Raw genomic sequence first — 19,308 nt, forward strand, 5'->3', positions numbered from 1 at the left:
GGAACCTCACCGGTCCCGGGGGTCCTCCGGGGGATGGTCCAGGGCGTCCTCCGGACGCTTCTCCCAGAACGGGCGGTTGCGGTCGGGGTCGTCCCGGTGGCCCTGCGCGTGACGCCCGGCGCGGCGCGGACGGCGGCCGGGGCGGCGGGGCTCCGGTGTGCCGGTGTCGTCGTACGCCGGCCCCGCGGCGCGCGGGCGTCCGGCCATGAGCGCCGCCGCGAGCAGGAGCAGGACCCCGCCGCCGAGCGCCGCGAGGACGCCGAGGCCGAGGCCCGAGCCGTCGCCGGAGACGGACAGGCTCCCCTCCTCCTGGCCCTGGCGGACCATCCACAGCACCGCGAAACCGAGCACGACGACGCCCGCGAGCGCCACGAGCAGCCGGGACCGCAGCAGCAGCCCGACCAGCGTCACCAGCGCCGCGCAGGCAAGGGGCAGGAAGAGCGAGCCGAAGAGCTCCGCCCCGGAGTCGGTGATCCCGCCCCCGGAGAACAGCTCGCCCAGGCGGTAGTCGCGCCCGTGACGGCCGTCGTACCAGGCTCGGAAGGGGCTCCATACGGCGGCCGTCGCTCCGATGAGAGCGAGGACCGTGCCGAGGACGTTGCGGACCATGCCGGCCTCCTCGTACGTCGTCCACGCACGGTGGCTCCGTACGCGGCTCTCAAGATCGACGCTACGCCGGGTCCGGCACCCCCGCCACGCGGCCGCACGCCTTAGCGGACCCGGAAGCCGCCGCCCCGGCGTCCCCCGAACAGCTCCGCCTGCCGCTCGGGCGGCAGGTTCCCGAGGGCGATCAGATGCGGCGCGTGGGCCAGCGCCTGGGAGCGGGCGGCCTCCTTCGCCGTCCACAGGGCCCGGACCGTGCCCTGCACCGCCTCCGGGGGGTAGGAGGCGATGATCTCGGCGGCGTGCACGGCCGCCTCCCGTGCGCCGCCCGGCGCCGTCAGCTCCGAGACGAGACCCGTCTCGTACGCCCTGCGCGCCGAGATCCGCTCGGCCGTGCCGAGCAGCGCCATCCGCGCGACCTCGCCGAACGGCATGCGCTGCGCCATGTGGATCGTCTCGTACGCGCTGACCATCCCGTAGGCGGTGTGCGGGTCGAAGAACGTGGCGTGCTCGTCGGCGATCAGGAACTCCGCCTCGCCCAGCAGGTAGAACGCGCCCCCGCACGCCATGCCGTTGACGGCGGCGATCACCGGTTTCCAGAGGTCGTTCGCCTTCGGGCCGATCGCGACGAGCGGGTCGTCGATCATGTACGGGGAGCCGGGCTGCGGCACCTCGGCGGCCCGGTCGATGCCGGTGCAAAAGGCCAGGTCGCCCGCGCCGGTCACCACGATCGCGCGCACCGAGTCGTCGTACCGGAACCGCCGCCAGGCGGCGGTCAGCCCGGCGGCCGTCGCCAGGTCGATCGCGTTGTGCCGCTCCGGGCGGTCCAGGGTGAGGACCGCCACGCCGGTGTCCTCGTCGAGGGTGGTGCGCAGGGCACCGCCGGGCCCGGTCACGGGCGCTCCAGGATCCAGCGCGGGAGCGTGACCCCGTCCACGTCGGCGAAGACCGCCTGGACCCGCGCGCCGATCCGCAGCCGGGCCGGGTCGACGGAGCCCAGCGGGGCGTCGGGGGAGGAGACGAGGTTGCCGACGAGGCGGATGCGGGGGGCGTCGGCCAGCTCGACCAGGACCACGTTGTACGGGGCCAGCGCGGCGTAGGCGGGCAGGAGCGGGGGATGGGGGACGACGTAGGACCAGATGCGGCCGTGGCCGCTCGTCCTGTGCCACTCGCTGTCGAAGGAGTGGCAGTGCGGGCAGCAGGGGCGGGGCGGGAAGCGGAGTTCGCCGCACGCGGGGGCGGCGCACCGCTGTACGCGGAGTTCGCCTCGGGCGGCGTAGCTCCAGAAGGGGGCGCCGTCGTCGTCCATGGTGGGGCGGAGCAGCCCGGTGGTCGTCGTGGTCGCGTCTGCCATGTGATCGTCCTTTGCCGGGAGGGGGATCGTCGTGGCCGCTCACGCGGTTCACCGCGCCCCTGAGGGTTCGCGGGCGCCCCGCCCCTCAGGGGGCCCGCAGGAGCAGGGCCGAGGTGGGGACTCCCTCGCCGGCCGTCACCAGGCAGGTGGCCGCGTCCGGGACCTGGGCGGTGGAGGTGCCCCGCAGTTGCTTGACGCCCTCGGTGATGAGGTTGAAGCCGTGGACGTAGGCCTCGCTGAGGCCGCCGCCGCCCGTGTTGAGGGGCAGCCGGCCGCCGCTCTCCAGGGCGCCGCCCTCGGTGAACGCGCCGCCCTCGCCGCGCCCGCAGAAGCCGTAGCCCTCCAGGGAGAGCGGGATGAGCGGGGTGAACGCGTCGTAGATCTGCGCGACGTCCACGTCCTGCGGGCCGAAGTCGGCCTGCTTCCACAGGTGCCGGGCGGCCGTCCAGGCGGGCCCGGAGAGCGGGTCGTCGTTCCAGTAGTTGACCATGCCGTGGTGCTGCGCGGGCAGGCCCTGCGCGACGGAGTGGACGTACACGGGCCGGGCGCGGCAGTCGCGGGCCCGCTCGGCGGAGACCACCACGCACGCCAACGCCCCGTCCGTCTCCAGACAGTTGTCGAAGAGGCAGAGCGGTTCGCTGATCCAGCGCGAGGTCATATACATGTCGCGGGTCAGCGGACGGTCGTACATCATCGCGGCGGGGTTCTGGTTGGCGCGGTTGCGGCAGGCGAGGGCGACGTTGAACAGGTGGTCGCGGGTGGTGCCGTACTCGTGCATGTGGCGGCGCGCGAGCATCGCGATCTCGTCGGCCGGGCGGAGCAGGCCGAAGGGGCGCGTCCACTGGGCGGGCGTGGGCAGTTGGACGGCCGTGTTCTTCCAGGGGCGGGGGCCGCTGCCGCGCTTGCGGGACCGCCAGGCGACGCCGACGCCCGCCTGGCCGGTCGCGATCGCGGCGGCGAGGTGCGCGACGGTGGCACAGGAGCCGCCGCCGCCGTAGCCGACCTTGCTGAAGAAGGTGACGTCGCCCGCTCCGACGGCCTTGGCGACCTCGACCTCGTCGGTCTCCTCCATCGTGTACGAGGCGAAGGCGTCCACCTCGGACGGGGCGATGCCCGCGTCGTCGAGCGCGGCGAGGATCGCCCGGCACGCCAACGTCCGTTCGCTGTCCGGCAGTTGCCGGGCGTACGCGGTCTGGCCGATCCCGACGATCGCCGTGGCGTCCTTGAGGGAAGGCATGGGTGGCGACACCTCCGCGAGAGGGGCGACCCGGCGGGCGTCCGGGCTGCTGACAGTGCGTCAGGCTACCGCTAATCTGACGGTCAGTCAGCTGGTGCGGTGGGAGGGGCTTGCGATGCGCGGCGACCTGGGGCCTGTGATCCGTGGCGACCTGCGGTGGGGCACCGTCCCCGGCCTCGTCCGGTCGGCCGCCGAGCGGTACGGCGACCGGGAGGCGGTCGTGGAGGGCCGCACCCGCATCTCGTACGGGGAGCTGGGCCGGCGCGTGGAGCGGGCGGCGGCGGCCTGCGCGGTGAGCGGCGTCGAGCCCGGCGACCGCGTCGCCGTCTGGGCCCCCAACACCCTCGACTGGATCGTCTGCGCGCTCGGCGCGGTCTCGGCGGGGGCCGTCCTCGTCCCGGTGAACACCCGCTTCAAGGGCGCGGAGGCCGCCTACGTCCTGGCCCGCAGCCGCGCGCGGCTCCTCTTCGTCACCGGTACCTTCCTCGGCACGTCCTACGTCGCCTCCCTGCGCCGTGCGGCGGCCGAGGGCCCGGGGAGCGGGCCGCTGCCGGGACTTCCGCACCTGGAACAGGTGGTCGTCCTCTGCGACGACGCCCCGCGGGACTTCCGGACCTGGGACGACTTCCTCGCGGGCGGTGACGGCGTGGACGCGGCGGCCGTCCGCGCGCGGGCGCGGGCGATCGACGGCTCGGCGCCCTCGGACATCGTCTTCACCTCGGGCACGACCGGGCGCCCCAAGGGCGTCGTGACCACCCACGCGCAGACGCTGCGCTGCTACGACGTGTGGAGCGAACTGGCGGGCCTGCGCGAGGGCGACCGCTACCTGATCGTGAACCCCTTCTTCCACACCTTCGGCTACAAGGCCGGGATCATCGCCTGCCTGACGCGGGGCGCCACGATGATCCCCCAGCCGGTCTTCGACGTCGACACCGTCCTCGCCAACATCGCCGCCGAACGCGTCTCCGTCCTGCCGGGCCCGCCCACCCTGCACCAGGCGATCCTCGACCACCCCGCCCGCGGCCGGCACGACCTGTCGGCGCTGCGGCTCGTGGTGACGGGCGCGGCGGTCGTGCCGCTCCGGCTGGTCGAGCGGCTGCGCGACGAACTGCGGGTGGGCACGGTCCTCACCGCGTACGGCCTCTCGGAGGCGAGCGGCATCGTCACGATGTGCCGGAGGGACGACGCGCCGGAGGTCATCGCCTCGACGTCGGGCCGGGCCATACCGGACACGGAGGTGCGGGTGGTGTCACCGGCGGGCCGGCCGCTCTCCCCCGGCCACCCCGGCGAGATCCACGTCCGCGGCCACCACGTCATGCGGGGCTACTTCGAGGACCCGGCGCAGACGGCCCGCGCGGTGACACCGGACGGCTGGCTGCGCACCGGGGACATCGGCGTCCTGGACGTGCGGGGCAACCTGCGCGTCACGGACCGCATGAAGGACATGTTCGTCGTCGGCGGCTTCAACGCCTACCCCGCCGAGATAGAGCAACTGCTCACCGCCCACCCGGACGTGGCGGACGTCGCGGTGATCGGCGTACCGGACCCGAGACTCGGCGAGGTCGGCCGGGCGTACGTGGTGCGACGCCCGGGCTCGACGGTGACGGCGGACGACCTGATCGCCTGGTCCCGCCGGGAGATGGCGAACTACAAGGTGCCGCGGACGGTGGAGTTCGTCCACCACCTGCCGAGGAACGCGAGCGGGAAGGTGGTGAAGGGGCAGCTGCGGGAGAGGCCCCCGACCGGCCGGCCGGAGGACGGCCCCACCGCGCCGGGTGCGCCACGACGACCCTGAACCCTGGGGCCCACCGCGCGCCGGACGGTTCCGAGCCCCCCTTGTTCGGCTCATTCGACGTCCTCGACGCCCACCACGACAAGGTCAGTGGCGACTCGACGCCCTGACCGGCATGGTAGCTCCCGGGCCCTTTGCCGGGCGGGGGCTCACAGCCACCGCATGGCTGCCTCGACGCTGTCGTCGATGCCCGTGTTGAACGCGATGGCGGCCCCCGGCGCGTGCTGCCGGACCAGGTTCACGACCTGCTCGAAGAACGTCAGCAGGGGTTCGGGCTTGCGTATCCCGCCCCCGATGACGACGACGTCCCAGTCGCGTTCGGACAGCGCCGCGGCCACCGTGGCCCCGGCTGATTCGTCCGGCGCGATCAGCGTCATCGACACATCGACGCCACGTTCGCCGAAACGGGCCAGTTCCTCGTCCAGGACGGCGCGCATGGCGTCCCCGTCCATACCGGGCACTGCGTGCGGGTCGAAACCGAGAATGAGAGCGGAGGGCATGCTCTGCATGACGATCAACTGCCTGTGCCGGTTCCCGTCACTGGTAGCAGCCACCCGGGTGGCGACGGCACCGGAGACTCCGGGCCTTGCCCCCGTCGGCGACGCCCGCACAAGGACCCCGGATGCCGGAGCGACCTCCTACCCCTTTAACTGCGCTACGGCAGCGATTCGTGGGGAGATGGCCCGCACAGCACGTGTACGCGCGTAGGGCTTCAGACGGAGCCGCATGGTCTCGAAGTGCTCGTCCCCTCGGGCAGAGGAAATGTGTTCGTAGTCGTCCAGGAACCTTCTCCACGACTCGCACGCAGCATCGACATGCCCGTACTGCAGTTGGCGTTGGGCAAGTACAGCGTTGAAATGCACCCGGCCCTGCCGCTCGCTTTTCGGCTGCACCTTTAGTGCCTGTTGCAACGCGCTGATCGAGCCGGGGAGATCCTTCGCCTCGTAGAGCACATGGGAGACGTGGAACGCGTAGGCGGACTGGTCGTAACCTCCGACGGCTTCACGACGGTTGTCGGCTTTCATCAGCGATACCTCTGTCTCCGCCAGCAAGCGCCTTGCGCGTCTGTGGTCGCCGACCATTGACGTGGCGTGTGCTTGCTGTCCCGTCAGAAAGGCGCTGAGTCGAGGGCCGCCCTTCGGGGCAGCCTCTGCCGCCGAGTCGGCAAGTTGCAGGGCCCGTGCACCGTATCCAAGGTTGGACGCCTGGAGGCTCATGCCCCGCAATGTTCGGCAGTACGTCACGTGATCGTCCGCGTAGCCGGCGAGTTCCAGCGCCCTTGTGTAGTACTCCTGGGCGGTACGGTGGTCCCGCTCGTACATGGCCATCCAGCCGGTCAGGTAGGTCAGGTCGGACGCCGCTGCGTACATATCTGTCCTGACGGCCGCAGATGCCTCGGCGCGGAGCCACGGGGCCACCGTGTGGACCAGGAAGGCGGCGGCCATGGGGCGGGCGTGAGCCCCTCCCAGTTCGTCCAGGATATCCGCGATCTTTTCCGTCATCCTCCGCACTGACTCGACTTGCCCTGACCCGATCCGAACCGTGGCCTTACCGGGAACCACCGGGACAGTTCCAGCGGCTCGCGCCACGTCGGTGAACAATGGCACGGTCAGGGCTGCTGAGAACAGACCGCCCGCGGCGATGACACCGCGACGAGTGGGGTCCATGTCGGCCCTCCCTAGGTCGACTAGTTCTTCCACCGTGTCGATGCCCGGCGACGCCTGGTCGGACGGTGCGACCGGTAGCCCTGCCTCGGCGTGCGTCACGGTGCGATGCAGCTTTCGAGAGAACGCCTCAAGGATCACGCGCCTGACCGGAACCCTTGGGACCGTGCCGCTGATCCAGTGGGAGACCGCGGACTGGTCGTAGTGGAGCGCCAATCCGGCCTCCGCCCCCAGCCGGTTGATGACGATAGCGAACTGGGACCGGCTCCATTTGGCCTGCTCAAGCAGTCGCGCCAGATCAACGTTCGGCGTGCGTGTGCGTGGCGCCATGCCCTCAACTCCTGCCAGACGGTCCGGCGTTCATGGCTTTCATACTTCGGCACTGCTTCCAAGGTACCCCTCAGCGTGTTCACACGGTTGCGTAGAGGCAGGAGCGATCACCGGTGAACGGAGCCGAGCCGTGGACGTGAAGTGGATGGTGCTCTCCGCGGTCGCCGTGCTCGGTACCGGGATCCCCACCAAGAGAGGCAATCCAGATGGCACATGCTGACATTGATCCCGCTGCCCCGCCCCGCAGGCGCATCGAGGCCGTGGTCCTGGTCCGCAACGGGTACGGGGACGTACTCATGGTCAAGCCCCGGTACAAGCAGGCAGACGACAAGCGGGGGTGGCAGCTCCCCGGCGGCGGTGTGCTTTCGGGGGAGACCGTTGCCGCTGCCGCCGTGCGAAAGCTGCACGAGGCGACCGGAATCAAGGCGCACGTCACGCACGCGCTGATGATCGACCAGGTGCCCGCGAGTGAGGACGGCACGAGTGCCGAAAAATACAACATCGTCGTTGACGGCGGAACACTCACCGCGAATGAAGCCGCCGCAGTAGCGCTGCCGGAATCGGCGCGTTCCGAGTTGTCGGACGTGCGATGGGTGGCGGCCGCCGACTTGGACAGCGTGGCGTGTCCCTACGAGGTGAGGCGGGTGCAGGCCGCGGCGCGCGCCTTCTCCTTCGGAATGCGGTTGCCGCTGTATCAGCTGGGCGAGCCGGTGGTTGCGACCGGCTGACCCGTGAAACCGGCGGGGAAGTGGCCGCTTCCCCGCCGGACCGCGCACCAGAGGACCCGCCGACACGGACAGGGGATCGCTCATGGCAGCAACGACGCCACTCAAGTTTGCATGGCTGGAGGTGACAGGGGTGTGCAACGAAATCTGCACCCACTGTTACGCCGACTCGTCACCGCAGGGCACCCACGGCACGATGACCGTGAAGGACTGGGCGAACGTGCTGGACCAGCTCGCCGACATGGACGCGTTGGACGTTCAGTTCATCGGGGGCGAGCCGACGTTGTACCCCCACCTGCCCGAGTTGATCGAGCACGCACATGGACGTGGACTCGGCATCGAGGTGTTCTCGAACCTGACGCACGTCCGAGAGCCCTTGTGGGACACCTTCAAGCGCTGCGGGGTCAAGCTCGCCACGTCGTACTACTCGGACAGCGCGCAGGAACACGATCAGGTGACGCAGCTCAAGGGATCGCACAAGAAGACACGCGCCAACGTCGTGAGAGCGCTGGAACTCGGCATCCCCCTGCGCGGCGGAGTCGTCGCCGTGCGTGCGGGGCAGCGCGCACAGGAAGCGGCTCGGGACCTCACGGTGCTCGGTGTCGATGCGGTGGGTGGAGACAGGGCCCGCGCGTTCGGTCGGGCCAGTCTTGGCGCGGCCCCCACCATCAAGGACTTGTGCGGGCACTGCGCGCATGAAAAGTGCGCCATCGGCCCTACGGGTGACGTCTGGCCCTGTGTGCTCGGACGCTTCCTCAGCCTTGGCAACGTCAAGGCGGCGCCGCTCGCCGAAGTGTGGGGCGGCTCGCAGATGGCCGCGGTGGCCGCCGATATCGCGGCGGTGCACGGTCCCGGAGCACAGGCGTGCACACCGCCGCAGTTCCTCCCGATGTGCGGTCCCTGCCAACCCTGCGTTCCCTCGGTGGGTTTCTGTGACCCGAGGGAGGCGGGAAGTGCGCCGGGCGTCGCTACCATCGGCGCATCTGCTTGACCCGCATCAAGGAGAACCATGGACGACCACGGCGACGAGTACGGCGCATGGGTCGGGGACACCGTTCCGGACCCGGCGGCAGACCGCACCGACGACGACTGGGCCGCCATCGCGCGCTACCTGCGGCACGCGGCGAATCAGCTCGGTCCGTCGTTGCCGCTGTGTCTGCCCGGGGAGCCGCAGCAGTGTGGGCGCACCGCCCGACAGCACGTCCTCGCGTGGGGAGCGGCGGTCAAGGCAGCCGCTCAGCACGTGATCGAAGAGGCGGCGCCCTCACCCGCGCACGCGGCTTTCGCGGCGGGTCCGCTCTATCACCGGAGGCGGGCCGTACTGCGCGAGCATGACAAGCACTGAGAGGGCGCTGACGGGCTCCGGGACACCGCCGCTCGGCGGGGCTTCGCGTGCCATGACCGCGGGCTACGGGTCAGTGGCCGATGGGTGGTTCCATGCAGCCGGTCTCCATGAAGCGGCCGTTGGCCCTGGCGCCGTAGTCGGCCTTCTGGACGAAGGCGGTCACGCAGGCGTCGTCCCCTACGTAGAGGCCGATCATCGCGCCCTCGGGGGTGACGTAGTCGTCGCCCTCGTAGCGCTGGTACATCTCCCTCACCTCCAGCTCGCCGCCGAGCAGCTTGCCCGCGCGGGTCGTCTCGCGCGGCTTGTACCCGAGGTTGTCGGTGAGCGCGGCGCGCACGCTGTCCGGGTCCCACTTCCGCTGCCGCCAGAGCCGCTTCAGGACGGGTCTCATGCGGGCGGCCTCGGCCCGCGCTTCCCGTTCGTCGGCGGCGGACATGTCGCCGGGGCGGCGTGGGGCGCTGTTCTCGCCGTAGTGCGGGGCGCCGTCCCCCACTCCGGGCTCCACATAGGGGGAGGCGCCCGGCGCCGAGGGAGTGGCGGACGCGGTGGGGCCGGCGGCGTCGCGGGGGGCGGCCGGGGCGGCATCCGTCCGCTTCTCGTCGCCGCAGGCGGTCAGGGGCAGCGCGGCCGCCAACAGGACTGCGGCCAGGGCGACATGTCGTCGGTTCGTCGGTGTGGTCGGCATGTGCACGACTCTGCCATGCAGGGCGTACGCCACGGCGGCCCCGCCGTCACCCCTCTGCCCTCTGCGACGATCACGGGATGCACCCAGAGCACCCCGCCCGGCCCACCCGCCCCCGCCTCCTGTTCGTCACGGACCCCGCCTACCAGGCCAAGGGCCGCCGCTACTGCGACGAGGACATCCACCTCACCGCCCGACTCCGCGAGGACTTCGACGTGGCCCTGTGCCACCCCCTGGACGCGGCCGCCCTGATGGAGACGTCCGCCTTCGACGCGGTCATGGTCCGCAACAGCGGGCCCGTCCTGCACTACCAGGACCGGTGGGACGACTTCACCGCCCGTGCGGCGCGCGCCGGGGCACGCGTGTACAACCAGCTGACCGGCAGGGCGGACATGGTCGGCAAGCAGTACCTCCTGGACCTCACCGCCGCCGGCCTCCCCGTCATCCCCACCGTCGACGACCCCCGTGACATCGGCCGGCTCCCGGACGCGGACACCTACGCGGTCAAGCCGAAACAGGGCGCGGACTCGATAGGCCTGGAGTTCCTGTCGAGGCGGGCGCTCGCGGCGCTGCCCCCCGGCCGCCGCGACCTGCTGATCCAGCCGCGCGTCGACTTCACGTACGAGGTCTCGTTCTACTTCGTCGACCGCGCCTTCCAGTACGCGCTCCACGCCCCCGCCCCCGACAAGCGCTGGCACCTGGAGCGCTACGCCCCCACCCCCGCGGACCTCGCCTTCGCGCAGCGCTTCGTCGACTGGAACGCGATCGACCACGGCATCCAGCGCGTGGACGCCTGCCGCACCCGGACCGGCGAGCTGCTCCTGGTCGAGCTGGAGGACCTCAACCCGTACCTGTCCCTGGACCTGCTGGACGAGGCGACGCGGGAGTCCTTCGTGGCGGCCGTCAAGGACTCGCTGCGGCGCCTGGTGAACGGGGCCGAGCGGTGAGCCCGGCCCCGTCGGCCCCCTCGGGGGCGGGCGGATCAGGCCTGCGGGCCCGACGGCGTGTGGCCGTCACCGAGCGGCACGGACGGCGTGTGGCTGTCGCCGAGGGTGATGGACGGCGTGTGGCTGTCGGCGAGCGCCGGTGAGGCCGCTATGCCGGTGGCGGCGGCCGCCAGGGCGAGAGCGACGAGGAACTTCTTGCTACGGGTCATGCCAACTCCTCGGGTGGGGCGGGGACTTCCAACAGCAGGGGACCCTACTGACGAGACGGCCGAACGTTCGGTTCCGGCGGCGGGACGGCGGGGCGGCGTGGCACACCCGAGGCGCGACGGCGGGCCCAGCGGGCCCGGCACCCCGGGCATGCGTCGGCCGCGGCGGCTTCCCCTCCGCGCCGCCGCGGCCGATCACTCCCCCGTCGTGATGTGCAGCTGTGGGGTCAGCCCTGGGGCGGGACCGGCGTGTGGCCCTCGCCCTGGGTGGTGAAGACGCCGTCCTTGGGCGGCAGGGGCGTGTGCCCCTCGCCCTGGGTGGTGACGGCGCCGTCCTTGGGCGGGACGGGCGTGTGGCCCTCCGCCATCGTGGTGACACCGATGTTCTTGTCGATCTCGCTCATGTACGACAACTCCTTCGTCTGAGCGGGGTTTTCGGGACAGCCACGCCCGCTCGGCAACTCCCCCGAGGATCGCCGAACGGGCGTAGTGGGCCGCTCACCTTAACCGCAGGGCCCGTGCGACCCGTCTGCCCCCCGACGCGACGGATCGACTCCTTGAGAGTGGCAGCTCCTCATAAACGTTCGATGAACGCCGCCGCGAGCGGGGTCAGGCGCAGGCGGACGGCGCCAGCAGGAACCGCACCCGGTCGGCCTCCGGGGCGCCCGCCTCCTCGTGGATGGCCAGGGCCTCGCGCCAGCAGGCCTGAGCCCGGTCCGACTGCCCGAGGCTGACGAGGGACTCGCCCAGCAGGGTCAGCACATTGGCCCGCATCCACTCACCGCCCACGCAGCCGATGGCGAGCGCCTGCTCGGCGTGCTGGGCCGCCTGTGTCGCGCGCCGGTCCGCCAGGTGCACCTGGGCGACGCGGTAGTGCGTCGTGCCCTGCCACAGGCGCTGGCGGTTCGTGGCGAAGATCTGCAGGGCGTCGGTCAGCTGGTCCAGGGCGTCCGCGCGGCGCCCGGCGTCGCTGAGGGCGAGGCCGAGGGCGTACTTCGCGTTGGCCAGCCGGTAGGTGACCCCGAGGTCGCTGTAGACCGCGATGCCCTGCCGGGCCAGCTCGATCGATCTGGTGGTGCGGCCCATCGCCAGGAGCGCCCGCGACAGGTTGCACAGGGCGCTCGCCTCGCTGTGGCGGTTGCCGTCGGCGCGGAAGACCTCGATGGCGGTCCGCAGATGGATCTCGCTCACGGCGGGCCGGTTGACGCAGTTGTTGACGATGCCCTGTTCGTTCAGGGCGTTGCCGGTGGTCCACGGGTCCTCGGACCGCGCGGCGAGCGCGGCGGCCCGCTCCAGCTGGGCGGAGGCGTCGTCGAAGCGTCCGTACTTGTTGAGCACCTGGGCGAGCGTCACCCGGGCCCGGCCCTCGGCGAGCGCGTCCCCCGCCTCGGCGGCCGCCTCGCAGGCGGCGCGCGTCGCCATCTCGTACCGGTAGGAGATGGCCCCCGACTCCGCGAGGTCCTTCGAGGCGAGCAGCAGGTCCACCGCGCGCCGCAGGCTGTCGCGGCCCAGCGAGTGCTGGACGCACGCCAGGATGCAGGACGCCTCCGTGTGCAGCCAGTCGAAGGCGGTGCCGCTGTCGGTGAAGTCGAGGCCGGCCCGGGTGGTGACCGCCAGGTGGTCCACCGTGCGGTCACCGGGGCGTTCGATGGCGTAGACCCGGGCCGCCGAACCCAGGTAGAAGTCCAGCAGCCGCGACATCGCCGCCTCGCGCTCGCTCGGCGGCTGTTCGTCGCGTTCGGCGCACGCGCGCGCGTAGAGACGTACGAGGTCGTGGTAGCGGTAGCGGCCGGGGGCCGCCGATTCGACCAGGGAGGTGTCGACCAGGGACTCGAGGAGGTCCTCCGTCTCCTCCAGGGGCAGGTCGAGGACGGCCGCCGCGGCGGCGAGGGACAGGTCGGGGCCGTCGGCGAGGCCGAGCAGGCGGAAGGCGCGGGCCTGGGACGGTTCCAGCTGGCCGTAGCCGAGTTCGAAGGTGGCCTTGACGGCGAGGTCGCCCGCCTGGAGCTCGTCCAGGCGGCGGCGCTCGTCCGCGAGCTTCGCCGCGAGCGTGGAGACGGTCCAGGTGCGGCGCGCCGCGAGGCGCGAGGCGGCGATGCGGATGGCGAGCGGCAGGAAGCCGCAGGCCGCGACGACGTCGAGGGCCGCTTCCCGCTCCGAGGTGACCCGCTCCTCGCCGACGATGCGGGTGAACAGGAGCAGCGCCTCCTCGGGGGACATCACGTCGAGGTCCACCAGGTGCGCGCCGGCCAGGTCGACCATGCGGACGCGGCTGGTGACCAGCGCCGCGCAGCCCTCCATGCCGGGCAGCAGGGGACGTACCTGCGCGGCGTCGCGCGCGTTGTCCAGGAGGACCAGGACGCGGCGGCCGTCCAGGACGGAGCGGTAGAGGGCCGCCCGCTCCTCCAGGGTGTCCGGGATCGCGGAGTCGGGGGTGCCGAGGGCCCGCAGGAACGCGCCGAGGACGGTCTCCGGCTCCGCCGCCCGCGCGCCGGCGCCCTGGAGGTCGATGTAGAGCTGGCCGTCGGGGAAGTGGGCGCGGGCCACGTGCGCGACGTGGACGGCGAGGGTCGTCTTGCCGACGCCACCGATGCCCGCGAGCGCGGAGACCGCCATCACGCGGCCCTCGGCGGCGGAGAGGATGTCGCTCAGCTCGCTCACGAAGGAGGCGCGGCCCGTGAAGTCGGGGACCGTCGCGGGGAGCTGGGCCGGGCGGACCACGGCGGCCGCCGGTTCCGGCGCGGCGGCCGAGGGCTCGGTGAGGGCCGGGTCGGCCTGGAGGATGCGCTGCTGGAGGTCCTTGAGGCCGGGGCGCGGGTCCACGCCCAGCTCGTCGGCGAGCAGCCGCCGCGTGTCCGCGTAGACCGCGAGGGCCTCGGCCTGGCGGCCGCTGCGGTAGAGGGCCAGCATCAGCAGTTCGCGCAGGCGCTCGCGCAGCGGGTGGGCGGCCGTCAGGGCCGTCAGCTCGGAGACGGCCTCCGCGTGGCAGCCGACCTCCAGGTCCATGTCGAGGCGCGATTCGACCAGTTGCAGTCGCCACTCGTCGAGCCGGGTGCGCTGGGTTTCGGCGTACGGTCCGGGCACGCCGGCGAGCGGTTCGCCGTCCCACAGGGCGAGTGCCTTGTTCACCAGGGTGCGCGCCGTGCACAGGTCACCGACGCCGCGCGCCTTCTCGGCCGCCGCCCAGAGGTCCTCCGCCACGGCCAGGTCCAGGGCGCCGTCGGCGACCTGGAGGGCGTACCCGCCGGATTCGCTGATGAGAACTCCGGGGGGCAGCACCTTGCGCAGCCGCGACGCGTACGTACGGACCGCCGCCAGTGCCTGGGAAGGTGACTCCTCGCCCCACAGGGCGTCGATCAGCTCCGAGGCCGTGGCCGTACGGCCGTCCCGCAGCAGGAGGGCCGCGAGGAGGGCCCGCTGCTGTGGTGAGCCGGTCGGGAGCTGCTCCGTGCCGTGCCAGGCCCGCACCGGTCCGAGCACGGTGAAGCGTGGTGCCCCGGCCTCGGGGTGCCCCTCGGTCCGCTCCTCGGGGATGTTCCCCGAGGCCGGACGCCACTGCTCCGGTACTCGCGGTACATCGACCATCGCTCCCCCTGCCGCCCTGCCGTTCCCAAATCCTGCCGGTCGCGGGCCTGCCCTGCCCGCGTCGTGCCTCGTTCGGTCATGCCCTCGGCCGTGCCCGTGCGGCGCCTGTGGCGGGCCCGGGCCGTGCCTCGGTCGTGCACCCCGCCAGTTTGCCTTGTCCACGCCGGATGCGTCAGCCGTGGGAGACGGCTCTCACAGGGTCCTCGCACCGCGTCCCGCGTGACGCCGGTGCCCCAAGGGGGCGCGGGCGACCCGGGCATGACTAGCTGACGGCCCATCAGATCGGCGCTACCGTGGGCCGCATGGAGACGATGGAGAGCGCGGACAGCACGGCGAGCTTCCCGAGGATCATCTCGGTGGACGACCACACCGTCGAACCCCCGCACGTCTGGCGGGACCGGCTCCCGGCCAGGTACCGGGACACCGGCCCACGGGTCGTCCGCGCCCCGCTGAAGGAGATGACCTTCCTGGGCGGCAGGTTCGCCCCGGTCATGGGGGAGAAAGGGGACGAGGGGCCCGTCGGGGACTGGTGGGTGTACGAGGACCTGCACCGGCCGCTCACCCGCCTCGACACGGCCGTCGGGTACGACCGGGACGAGATCAGGCTGGAGGTCATCACTTACGAGCAGATGCGCCCGGGCTCCTTCAGCGTGCCCGACCGCCTCGCCGACATGGACGTCAACCACGTCCAGTCCGCCCTGTGCTTCCCCACCTTCCCGCGCTTTTGCGGGCAGACGTTCACCGAGGCCGCCGACCGCGAACTGGGGCTCCTCGGCGTCCGCGCGTACAACGACTGGATGGTCGAGGAGTGGTGCGGCCCCGACGCCCACGGCCGCCTCATACCGCTCACCCTGATCCCCCTGTGGGACGCATCGCTGGCCGCCGCCGAGGTGCGGCGCAACGCCGCGCGCGGGGTGCGGGCGGTCGCCTTCTCCGAGATCCCGCCGCACCTGGGGCTGCCGTCGATCCACACCGACGCGTGGGACCCCTTCCTCGCGGCGTGCGACGAGACCGGGACCGTCATCGCCATGCACATCGGCTCCTCCAGCAGGATGCCGTCCACCTCGGCGGACGCGCCGCCGGCGGTCGGCTCCACGATCACCTTCGCCAACTGCTGCTTCTCGATGGTCGACTGGCTGCTGAGCGGCAAGTTCGAGCGCTTCCCGAACCTGCGGGTCATGTACGCGGAAGGCCAGATCGGCTGGATCCCCTACGTCCTGGAGCGCGCGGACGTGGTGTGGGAGGAGAACCGGGGGTGGGGCGGCGTCGCCGACAAGGTCCACCGGCCGCCGTCCGAACTGTTCGCCGAGCACGTGTACGGATGCTTCTTCGACGACGCCTTCGGCCTGCGGAACCTGGAGTCGATCGGGGTCGGGAACGTGCTCTACGAGACGGACTACCCGCACTCCGACTCCACGTGGCCGAAGTCCCGTGAGGTGGGCCAGGCGCAGATGGGCCACCTGGCGCCGGACGTCGTGGACCGCATCGTACGGGGCAACGCGATCGAGCTGCTGGGTCTGACGGGGGCGGGACTGTGGGCGGGGGCGTGACGCCGCCCGCCTCGGTGCTCCGTGCATGCCCCCTGGCCGCACACTGATTCCCCCTCCGGGGGCACGGGCCTCGCGCACCGAAAGGTGACGCAGGCTTCCGGCGCCCTTGTCTGACGAGGTGTCAGCTACGACCATGGACCCTCCCCGGTGCGTGCCGTGCCGCCGGGGTGAGGTGGGGGTGTGGGGCCAGTGGTCGTGTACGGAATGCAGTTGCCCGTCCAGTCGCAGAGTTCCCTCTACGCCGAGGCGTGGGAGGCCGCCGCCACCCCCGGCGACCTCGTCGAGATCGCCCGCACGGCGGACCGCGCCGGCTTCGCCTATGTCGCCTGCTGCGATCACGTCGCCGTGCCCCGCCGTCTCGCCGACGCCATGGGTCTCGTCTGGTACGACCCCGTCGCGACCCTCGCCCACCTCGCCGCCGTCACCGAGCACGTCCGCCTGCTGAGCCACGTGGCCGTCGTGGGCCTGCGTCACCCCCTCGTCACCGCCAAGCAGTACGCGACCCTGGACCACCTCAGCGGCGGCCGCCTGATCCTCGGGGTCGGGGCGGGGCACGTGCCGGAGGAGTTCGCCGCCCTCGGCGTCGACTTCGCGCGGCGCGGCCCGCTGCTGGACGAGACGATCGACGCCCTGAAGGCCGCGCTCGGCCCGGACGCGTATCCGGAACACCACGGCCCCCGTTACGACTTCGGCGACCTCGGCCAGCTGCCCCGCCCCGCGCAGCGCCACGTCCCCGTGTGGGTCGGCGGCTCCTCGCCCGCCGCCGTCCGCCGCGCGGCGACTCGGGGTGACGGCTGGCTGCCGCAGGGCGATCCGCGCCACGAGCTGCCCGCGCGGATCGCGCTGCTCCGGCGGCTGCGGGAGGAGGCGGGCATCGAGGAGCCGATCGTCGTCGGCGCGATCACCGAGCCCCTGTACGTCGGGGAGCCGGGCCGGCCCGTCGGCCGCCGGACGCTCCACGGCGGACCGGACGCCCTCGCGGAGTCGCTGCGCGCGTACGCGGCGATGGGCGTCGACCAGATCCAGGTCCGCTTCCGCAGCCGCAGCCGGACCGAACTCACGGACCAGATGCGGGCGTTCGCTGCCGACGTGGCCCCGCATCTCGACGCGTGAGCACACCGCCCCACCCCACTCCACCGACCGAGGAGCGTTCCCATGGGCAAGCTGGACGACCGCGTGATCATCGTGACCGGCGCGGCGCGCGGGCAGGGCGAGCAGGAGGCGCGGCTGTTCGCCGCCGAGGGCGCCAAGGTCGTCGTCGCGGACGTGCTCGACGCGCAGGGCGAGGCGCTCGTCAAGGAGATCGGCGCGGACGCCGGGGTGCGGGGCGCGAAGGGCGCCGCGCTCTACGTCCACCTCGACGTGGGCCGCGAAGAGGACTGGCAGGCCGCCGTGGCCACCGCCAAGGACACCTTCGGCAAGGTCGACGGGCTCGTCAACAACGCGGGCATCCTCCGCTTCAACGAACTCCTCGCCACACCCCTGGCGGAGTTCCAGCAGATCATCCAGGTCAACCAGATCGGCTGCTTCCTCGGCATCCGCACCGTCGCCCCCGAGATCGCGGACGCCGGCGGCGGCACCATCGTGAACACCGCGTCCTACGCGGCGCTCACCGGCATGGCGTACGTCGGCGCGTACGCCGCCACCAAGCACGCCGTCCTCGGGCTGACCCGGGTCGCCGCGCTGGAGCTGGCCTCGCGCAGGATCCGCGTCAACGCCGTGTGCCCGGGGGCGGTCGACACGGCCATGACCAACCCCGCCCAGCTCGATCCGGGCGCCGACCCCGAGGTGGCGAAGGGCGCGGTCGCCGAGCTGTACCGGAAGCTGGTGCCGATGGGGCGGATCGGCACGCCCCAGGAGATCGCGGCCCTCGCGCTCTTCCTCACCGGCGACGACTCCTCGTACATCACCGGCCAGCCCTTCGTCATCGACGGCGGCTGGCTGGCGGGCGTCAGCGTCATCTGAGACGCGGGGAGTGCACCCCCGTAGGTGACGGGCCGTCAGGTCTTGACGGTCCGGGGGGCGGGTGGAACAGTCGACGCATCCTGAACTGACGGGGCGTCAGAAAGGGTTGCCGCCGCGACCGCCAGACCTCACGAGGACGGTGAACCTCCGTGGAATTCGGTCTCTTTGTACAGGGATACGTGCCCGCCGCGCGGGCCAGGGTCGACCCCGAAGCGGAGCACAAGGCGCTCATCGAGGAGACCGAGTACGTCATCGAGGCCGACAAGGCCGGCTTCAAGTACGCCTGGGCCTCCGAACACCACTTCCTGGAGGAGTACTCCCACCTCTCCGCCAACGACGTCTACCTCGGCTACCTCGCCCACGCCACCGACCGCATCCACCTCGGATCGGGCATCTTCAACCCGCTCGCGCCCGTCAACCACCCCGTGAAGGTCGCCGAGAAGGTCGCCATGCTCGACCACCTCTCCGAGGGGCGCTTCGAGTTCGGCACCGGGCGGGGCGCCGGCTCGCACGAGATCCTCGGGTTCATGCCGGGCATCACCGACATGAACCACACCAAGGAGATCTGGGAAGAGACCATCGCCGAGTTCCCCAAGATGTGGCTCCAGGACGAATACGTCGGCTTCCGGGGCAAGCACTGGTCGCTGCCGCCGCGCAAGATCCTGCCCAAGCCCTACGGGAAGTCGCACCCCGCCATGTGGTACGCCGCCGGGTCCCCCTCCTCGTACGCGATGGCCGGGAAGAAGGGCCTCGGCGTGCTCGGCTTCAGCGTGCAGAAGGTCTCCGACATGGAGTGGGTCGTGGAGTCCTACAAGAACGCCGTCAAGGACGCCGAGGCGGTCGGGGACTTCGTCAACGACAACGTCATGGTGACCTCAACGGCCATCTGCGCCGAGACGCACGCCAAGGCCGTCGAGATCGCCGTCGGCGGCGGGCTCAACTACCTCCAGTCGCTGCTCTTCCGCTACCACGACACGTTCCCCCGGCCCGAGGGCATCCCCCGGTGGCCCGAGCTGCTCCCCGCCTACAGCGAGGAGATCATCGAACTGCTCATCGCCGAGGAGCTGATGATCTGCGGCGACCCGGACGAGGTCTTCCGGCAGTGCAAGCGGTGGGAGCAGGCCGGGGCCGACCAGCTCAGCTTCGGGCTTCCCATCGGGGTCTCGCCCGAGGACACGAAGAACACGATCCGGCTGATCGGGGAGCATGTCATTCCCAAGATCGACACGGACCCCGTGCATCGGACCTCCCGGTTCCGGGCGGCGGCTTCTTCCTGAGGGCGCCCTTCAGCTGCCCCGGCCTCCTCTCCCGGACGGAGGCCGG

The 19,308-nt window shown here is 71.9% G+C and carries 19 protein-coding genes; 9 read left to right on the forward strand and 10 right to left on the reverse strand.

What is annotated here, in order from left to right:
* Positions 1 to 6: 6 nt before the first annotated feature.
* The 4 genes from ACZ5GP_RS16625 to ACZ5GP_RS16640 all read right to left on the reverse strand — a co-directional run bounded on the left by ACZ5GP_RS16625 (position 7) and on the right by ACZ5GP_RS16640 (position 3,194).
* The gene (locus ACZ5GP_RS16625) at positions 7 to 609 is read right to left on the reverse strand and encodes a hypothetical protein (RefSeq protein WP_468751519.1); all 603 of its coding nucleotides are present in this window, start codon (positions 607 to 609) and stop codon (positions 7 to 9) included.
* A gap of 101 nt (positions 610 to 710) precedes the next feature.
* Positions 711 to 1,499 (reverse strand): enoyl-CoA hydratase/isomerase family protein, encoded by a 789-nt coding sequence (locus ACZ5GP_RS16630; protein ID WP_468751520.1) that lies wholly within the window; start codon positions 1,497 to 1,499, stop codon positions 711 to 713.
* Entirely contained in the window at positions 1,496 to 1,957 is a 462-nt protein-coding gene (locus ACZ5GP_RS16635; RefSeq protein WP_468751521.1) for a Zn-ribbon domain-containing OB-fold protein, read from the reverse strand. The genes ACZ5GP_RS16630 and ACZ5GP_RS16635 overlap by 4 nt, the downstream gene beginning before the upstream one ends.
* An 85-nt stretch (positions 1,958 to 2,042) precedes the next feature.
* Positions 2,043 to 3,194, reverse strand: coding sequence for a lipid-transfer protein (locus ACZ5GP_RS16640; RefSeq protein ID WP_468751522.1), 1,152 nt, complete (start codon positions 3,192 to 3,194; stop codon positions 2,043 to 2,045).
* A 115-nt stretch (positions 3,195 to 3,309) separates the two neighbouring features.
* Here ACZ5GP_RS16640 and ACZ5GP_RS16645 point away from each other — a divergent pair, with 115 nt between their 5' ends.
* Positions 3,310 to 4,989 (forward strand): FadD3 family acyl-CoA ligase, encoded by a 1,680-nt coding sequence (locus tag ACZ5GP_RS16645; RefSeq protein WP_468751523.1) that lies wholly within the window; start codon positions 3,310 to 3,312, stop codon positions 4,987 to 4,989.
* A gap of 146 nt (positions 4,990 to 5,135) precedes the next feature.
* Here the strand turns inward: ACZ5GP_RS16645 and ACZ5GP_RS16650 are convergent, their stop codons facing one another.
* A complete protein-coding gene (locus ACZ5GP_RS16650) occupies positions 5,136 to 5,486 on the reverse strand; it encodes a hypothetical protein (protein WP_468751524.1) in 351 nt (116 codons plus the stop codon).
* A 138-nt stretch (positions 5,487 to 5,624) separates the two neighbouring features.
* The gene (locus tag ACZ5GP_RS16655; RefSeq protein WP_468751525.1) at positions 5,625 to 6,980 is read right to left on the reverse strand and encodes a tetratricopeptide repeat protein; all 1,356 of its coding nucleotides are present in this window, start codon (positions 6,978 to 6,980) and stop codon (positions 5,625 to 5,627) included.
* A 206-nt stretch (positions 6,981 to 7,186) separates the two neighbouring features.
* On the opposite strand from ACZ5GP_RS16655, the gene ACZ5GP_RS16660 reads away from it, so the two are divergent.
* The 3 genes from ACZ5GP_RS16660 (at position 7,187) to ACZ5GP_RS16670 (ending at position 9,050) form a co-directional block, all read left to right on the forward strand.
* Entirely contained in the window at positions 7,187 to 7,708 is a 522-nt protein-coding gene (locus ACZ5GP_RS16660; RefSeq protein WP_468751526.1) for an NUDIX domain-containing protein, read from the forward strand.
* 82 nt (positions 7,709 to 7,790) lie between these two features.
* Positions 7,791 to 8,696: a radical SAM/SPASM domain-containing protein gene (locus ACZ5GP_RS16665; RefSeq protein ID WP_468751527.1), complete on the forward strand. Its 906-nt coding sequence runs from the start codon at positions 7,791 to 7,793 to the stop codon at positions 8,694 to 8,696.
* Positions 8,697 to 8,714: 18 nt separating this feature from the next.
* Positions 8,715 to 9,050: a hypothetical protein gene (locus ACZ5GP_RS16670; protein ID WP_468751528.1), complete on the forward strand. Its 336-nt coding sequence runs from the start codon at positions 8,715 to 8,717 to the stop codon at positions 9,048 to 9,050.
* A gap of 70 nt (positions 9,051 to 9,120) precedes the next feature.
* On the opposite strand, the gene ACZ5GP_RS16675 is transcribed toward ACZ5GP_RS16670, so the two are convergent.
* On the reverse strand, positions 9,121 to 9,735 hold the full coding sequence (locus ACZ5GP_RS16675) for a hypothetical protein (RefSeq protein WP_468751529.1): 615 nt from the start codon (positions 9,733 to 9,735) through the stop codon (positions 9,121 to 9,123).
* A 77-nt stretch (positions 9,736 to 9,812) separates the two neighbouring features.
* On the opposite strand from ACZ5GP_RS16675, the gene ACZ5GP_RS16680 reads away from it, so the two are divergent.
* Positions 9,813 to 10,679 carry a hypothetical protein gene (locus ACZ5GP_RS16680; RefSeq protein ID WP_468751530.1) on the forward strand — a complete coding sequence of 289 codons (867 nt, stop codon included), beginning with the start codon at positions 9,813 to 9,815 and terminating at the stop codon, positions 10,677 to 10,679.
* A gap of 35 nt (positions 10,680 to 10,714) precedes the next feature.
* Here the strand turns inward: ACZ5GP_RS16680 and ACZ5GP_RS16685 are convergent, their stop codons facing one another.
* The 3 genes from ACZ5GP_RS16685 to afsR all read right to left on the reverse strand — a co-directional run bounded on the left by ACZ5GP_RS16685 (position 10,715) and on the right by afsR (position 14,470).
* Positions 10,715 to 10,888, reverse strand: coding sequence for a hypothetical protein (locus tag ACZ5GP_RS16685; RefSeq protein WP_468751531.1), 174 nt, complete (start codon positions 10,886 to 10,888; stop codon positions 10,715 to 10,717).
* Between the two features lie 224 nt (positions 10,889 to 11,112).
* On the reverse strand, positions 11,113 to 11,289 hold the full coding sequence (locus ACZ5GP_RS16690; protein WP_468751532.1) for a sigma-like protein: 177 nt from the start codon (positions 11,287 to 11,289) through the stop codon (positions 11,113 to 11,115).
* 205 nt (positions 11,290 to 11,494) lie between these two features.
* Positions 11,495 to 14,470, reverse strand: coding sequence for an SARP-family global regulator AfsR (afsR, locus tag ACZ5GP_RS16695; protein WP_468751533.1), 2,976 nt, complete (start codon positions 14,468 to 14,470; stop codon positions 11,495 to 11,497).
* A 311-nt stretch (positions 14,471 to 14,781) separates the two neighbouring features.
* Between afsR and ACZ5GP_RS16700 the strand changes: the two genes are divergently transcribed.
* The 4 genes from ACZ5GP_RS16700 to ACZ5GP_RS16715 all read left to right on the forward strand — a co-directional run bounded on the left by ACZ5GP_RS16700 (position 14,782) and on the right by ACZ5GP_RS16715 (position 19,262).
* On the forward strand, positions 14,782 to 16,020 hold the full coding sequence (locus ACZ5GP_RS16700) for an amidohydrolase family protein (RefSeq protein WP_468751777.1): 1,239 nt from the start codon (positions 14,782 to 14,784) through the stop codon (positions 16,018 to 16,020).
* A 204-nt stretch (positions 16,021 to 16,224) separates the two neighbouring features.
* The gene (locus tag ACZ5GP_RS16705) at positions 16,225 to 17,133 is read left to right on the forward strand and encodes an LLM class F420-dependent oxidoreductase (protein ID WP_468751778.1); all 909 of its coding nucleotides are present in this window, start codon (positions 16,225 to 16,227) and stop codon (positions 17,131 to 17,133) included.
* Positions 17,134 to 17,175: 42 nt separating this feature from the next.
* Positions 17,176 to 17,985, forward strand: a complete 810-nt coding sequence (locus ACZ5GP_RS16710) for an SDR family NAD(P)-dependent oxidoreductase (RefSeq protein ID WP_468751534.1) — start codon at positions 17,176 to 17,178, stop codon at positions 17,983 to 17,985.
* Between the two features lie 149 nt (positions 17,986 to 18,134).
* The gene (locus ACZ5GP_RS16715) at positions 18,135 to 19,262 is read left to right on the forward strand and encodes an LLM class flavin-dependent oxidoreductase (RefSeq protein ID WP_468751535.1); all 1,128 of its coding nucleotides are present in this window, start codon (positions 18,135 to 18,137) and stop codon (positions 19,260 to 19,262) included.
* Positions 19,263 to 19,308 lie beyond the last annotated feature (46 nt).

It is taken from the genome of Streptomyces sp. NPDC031466 (assembly GCF_055581265.1).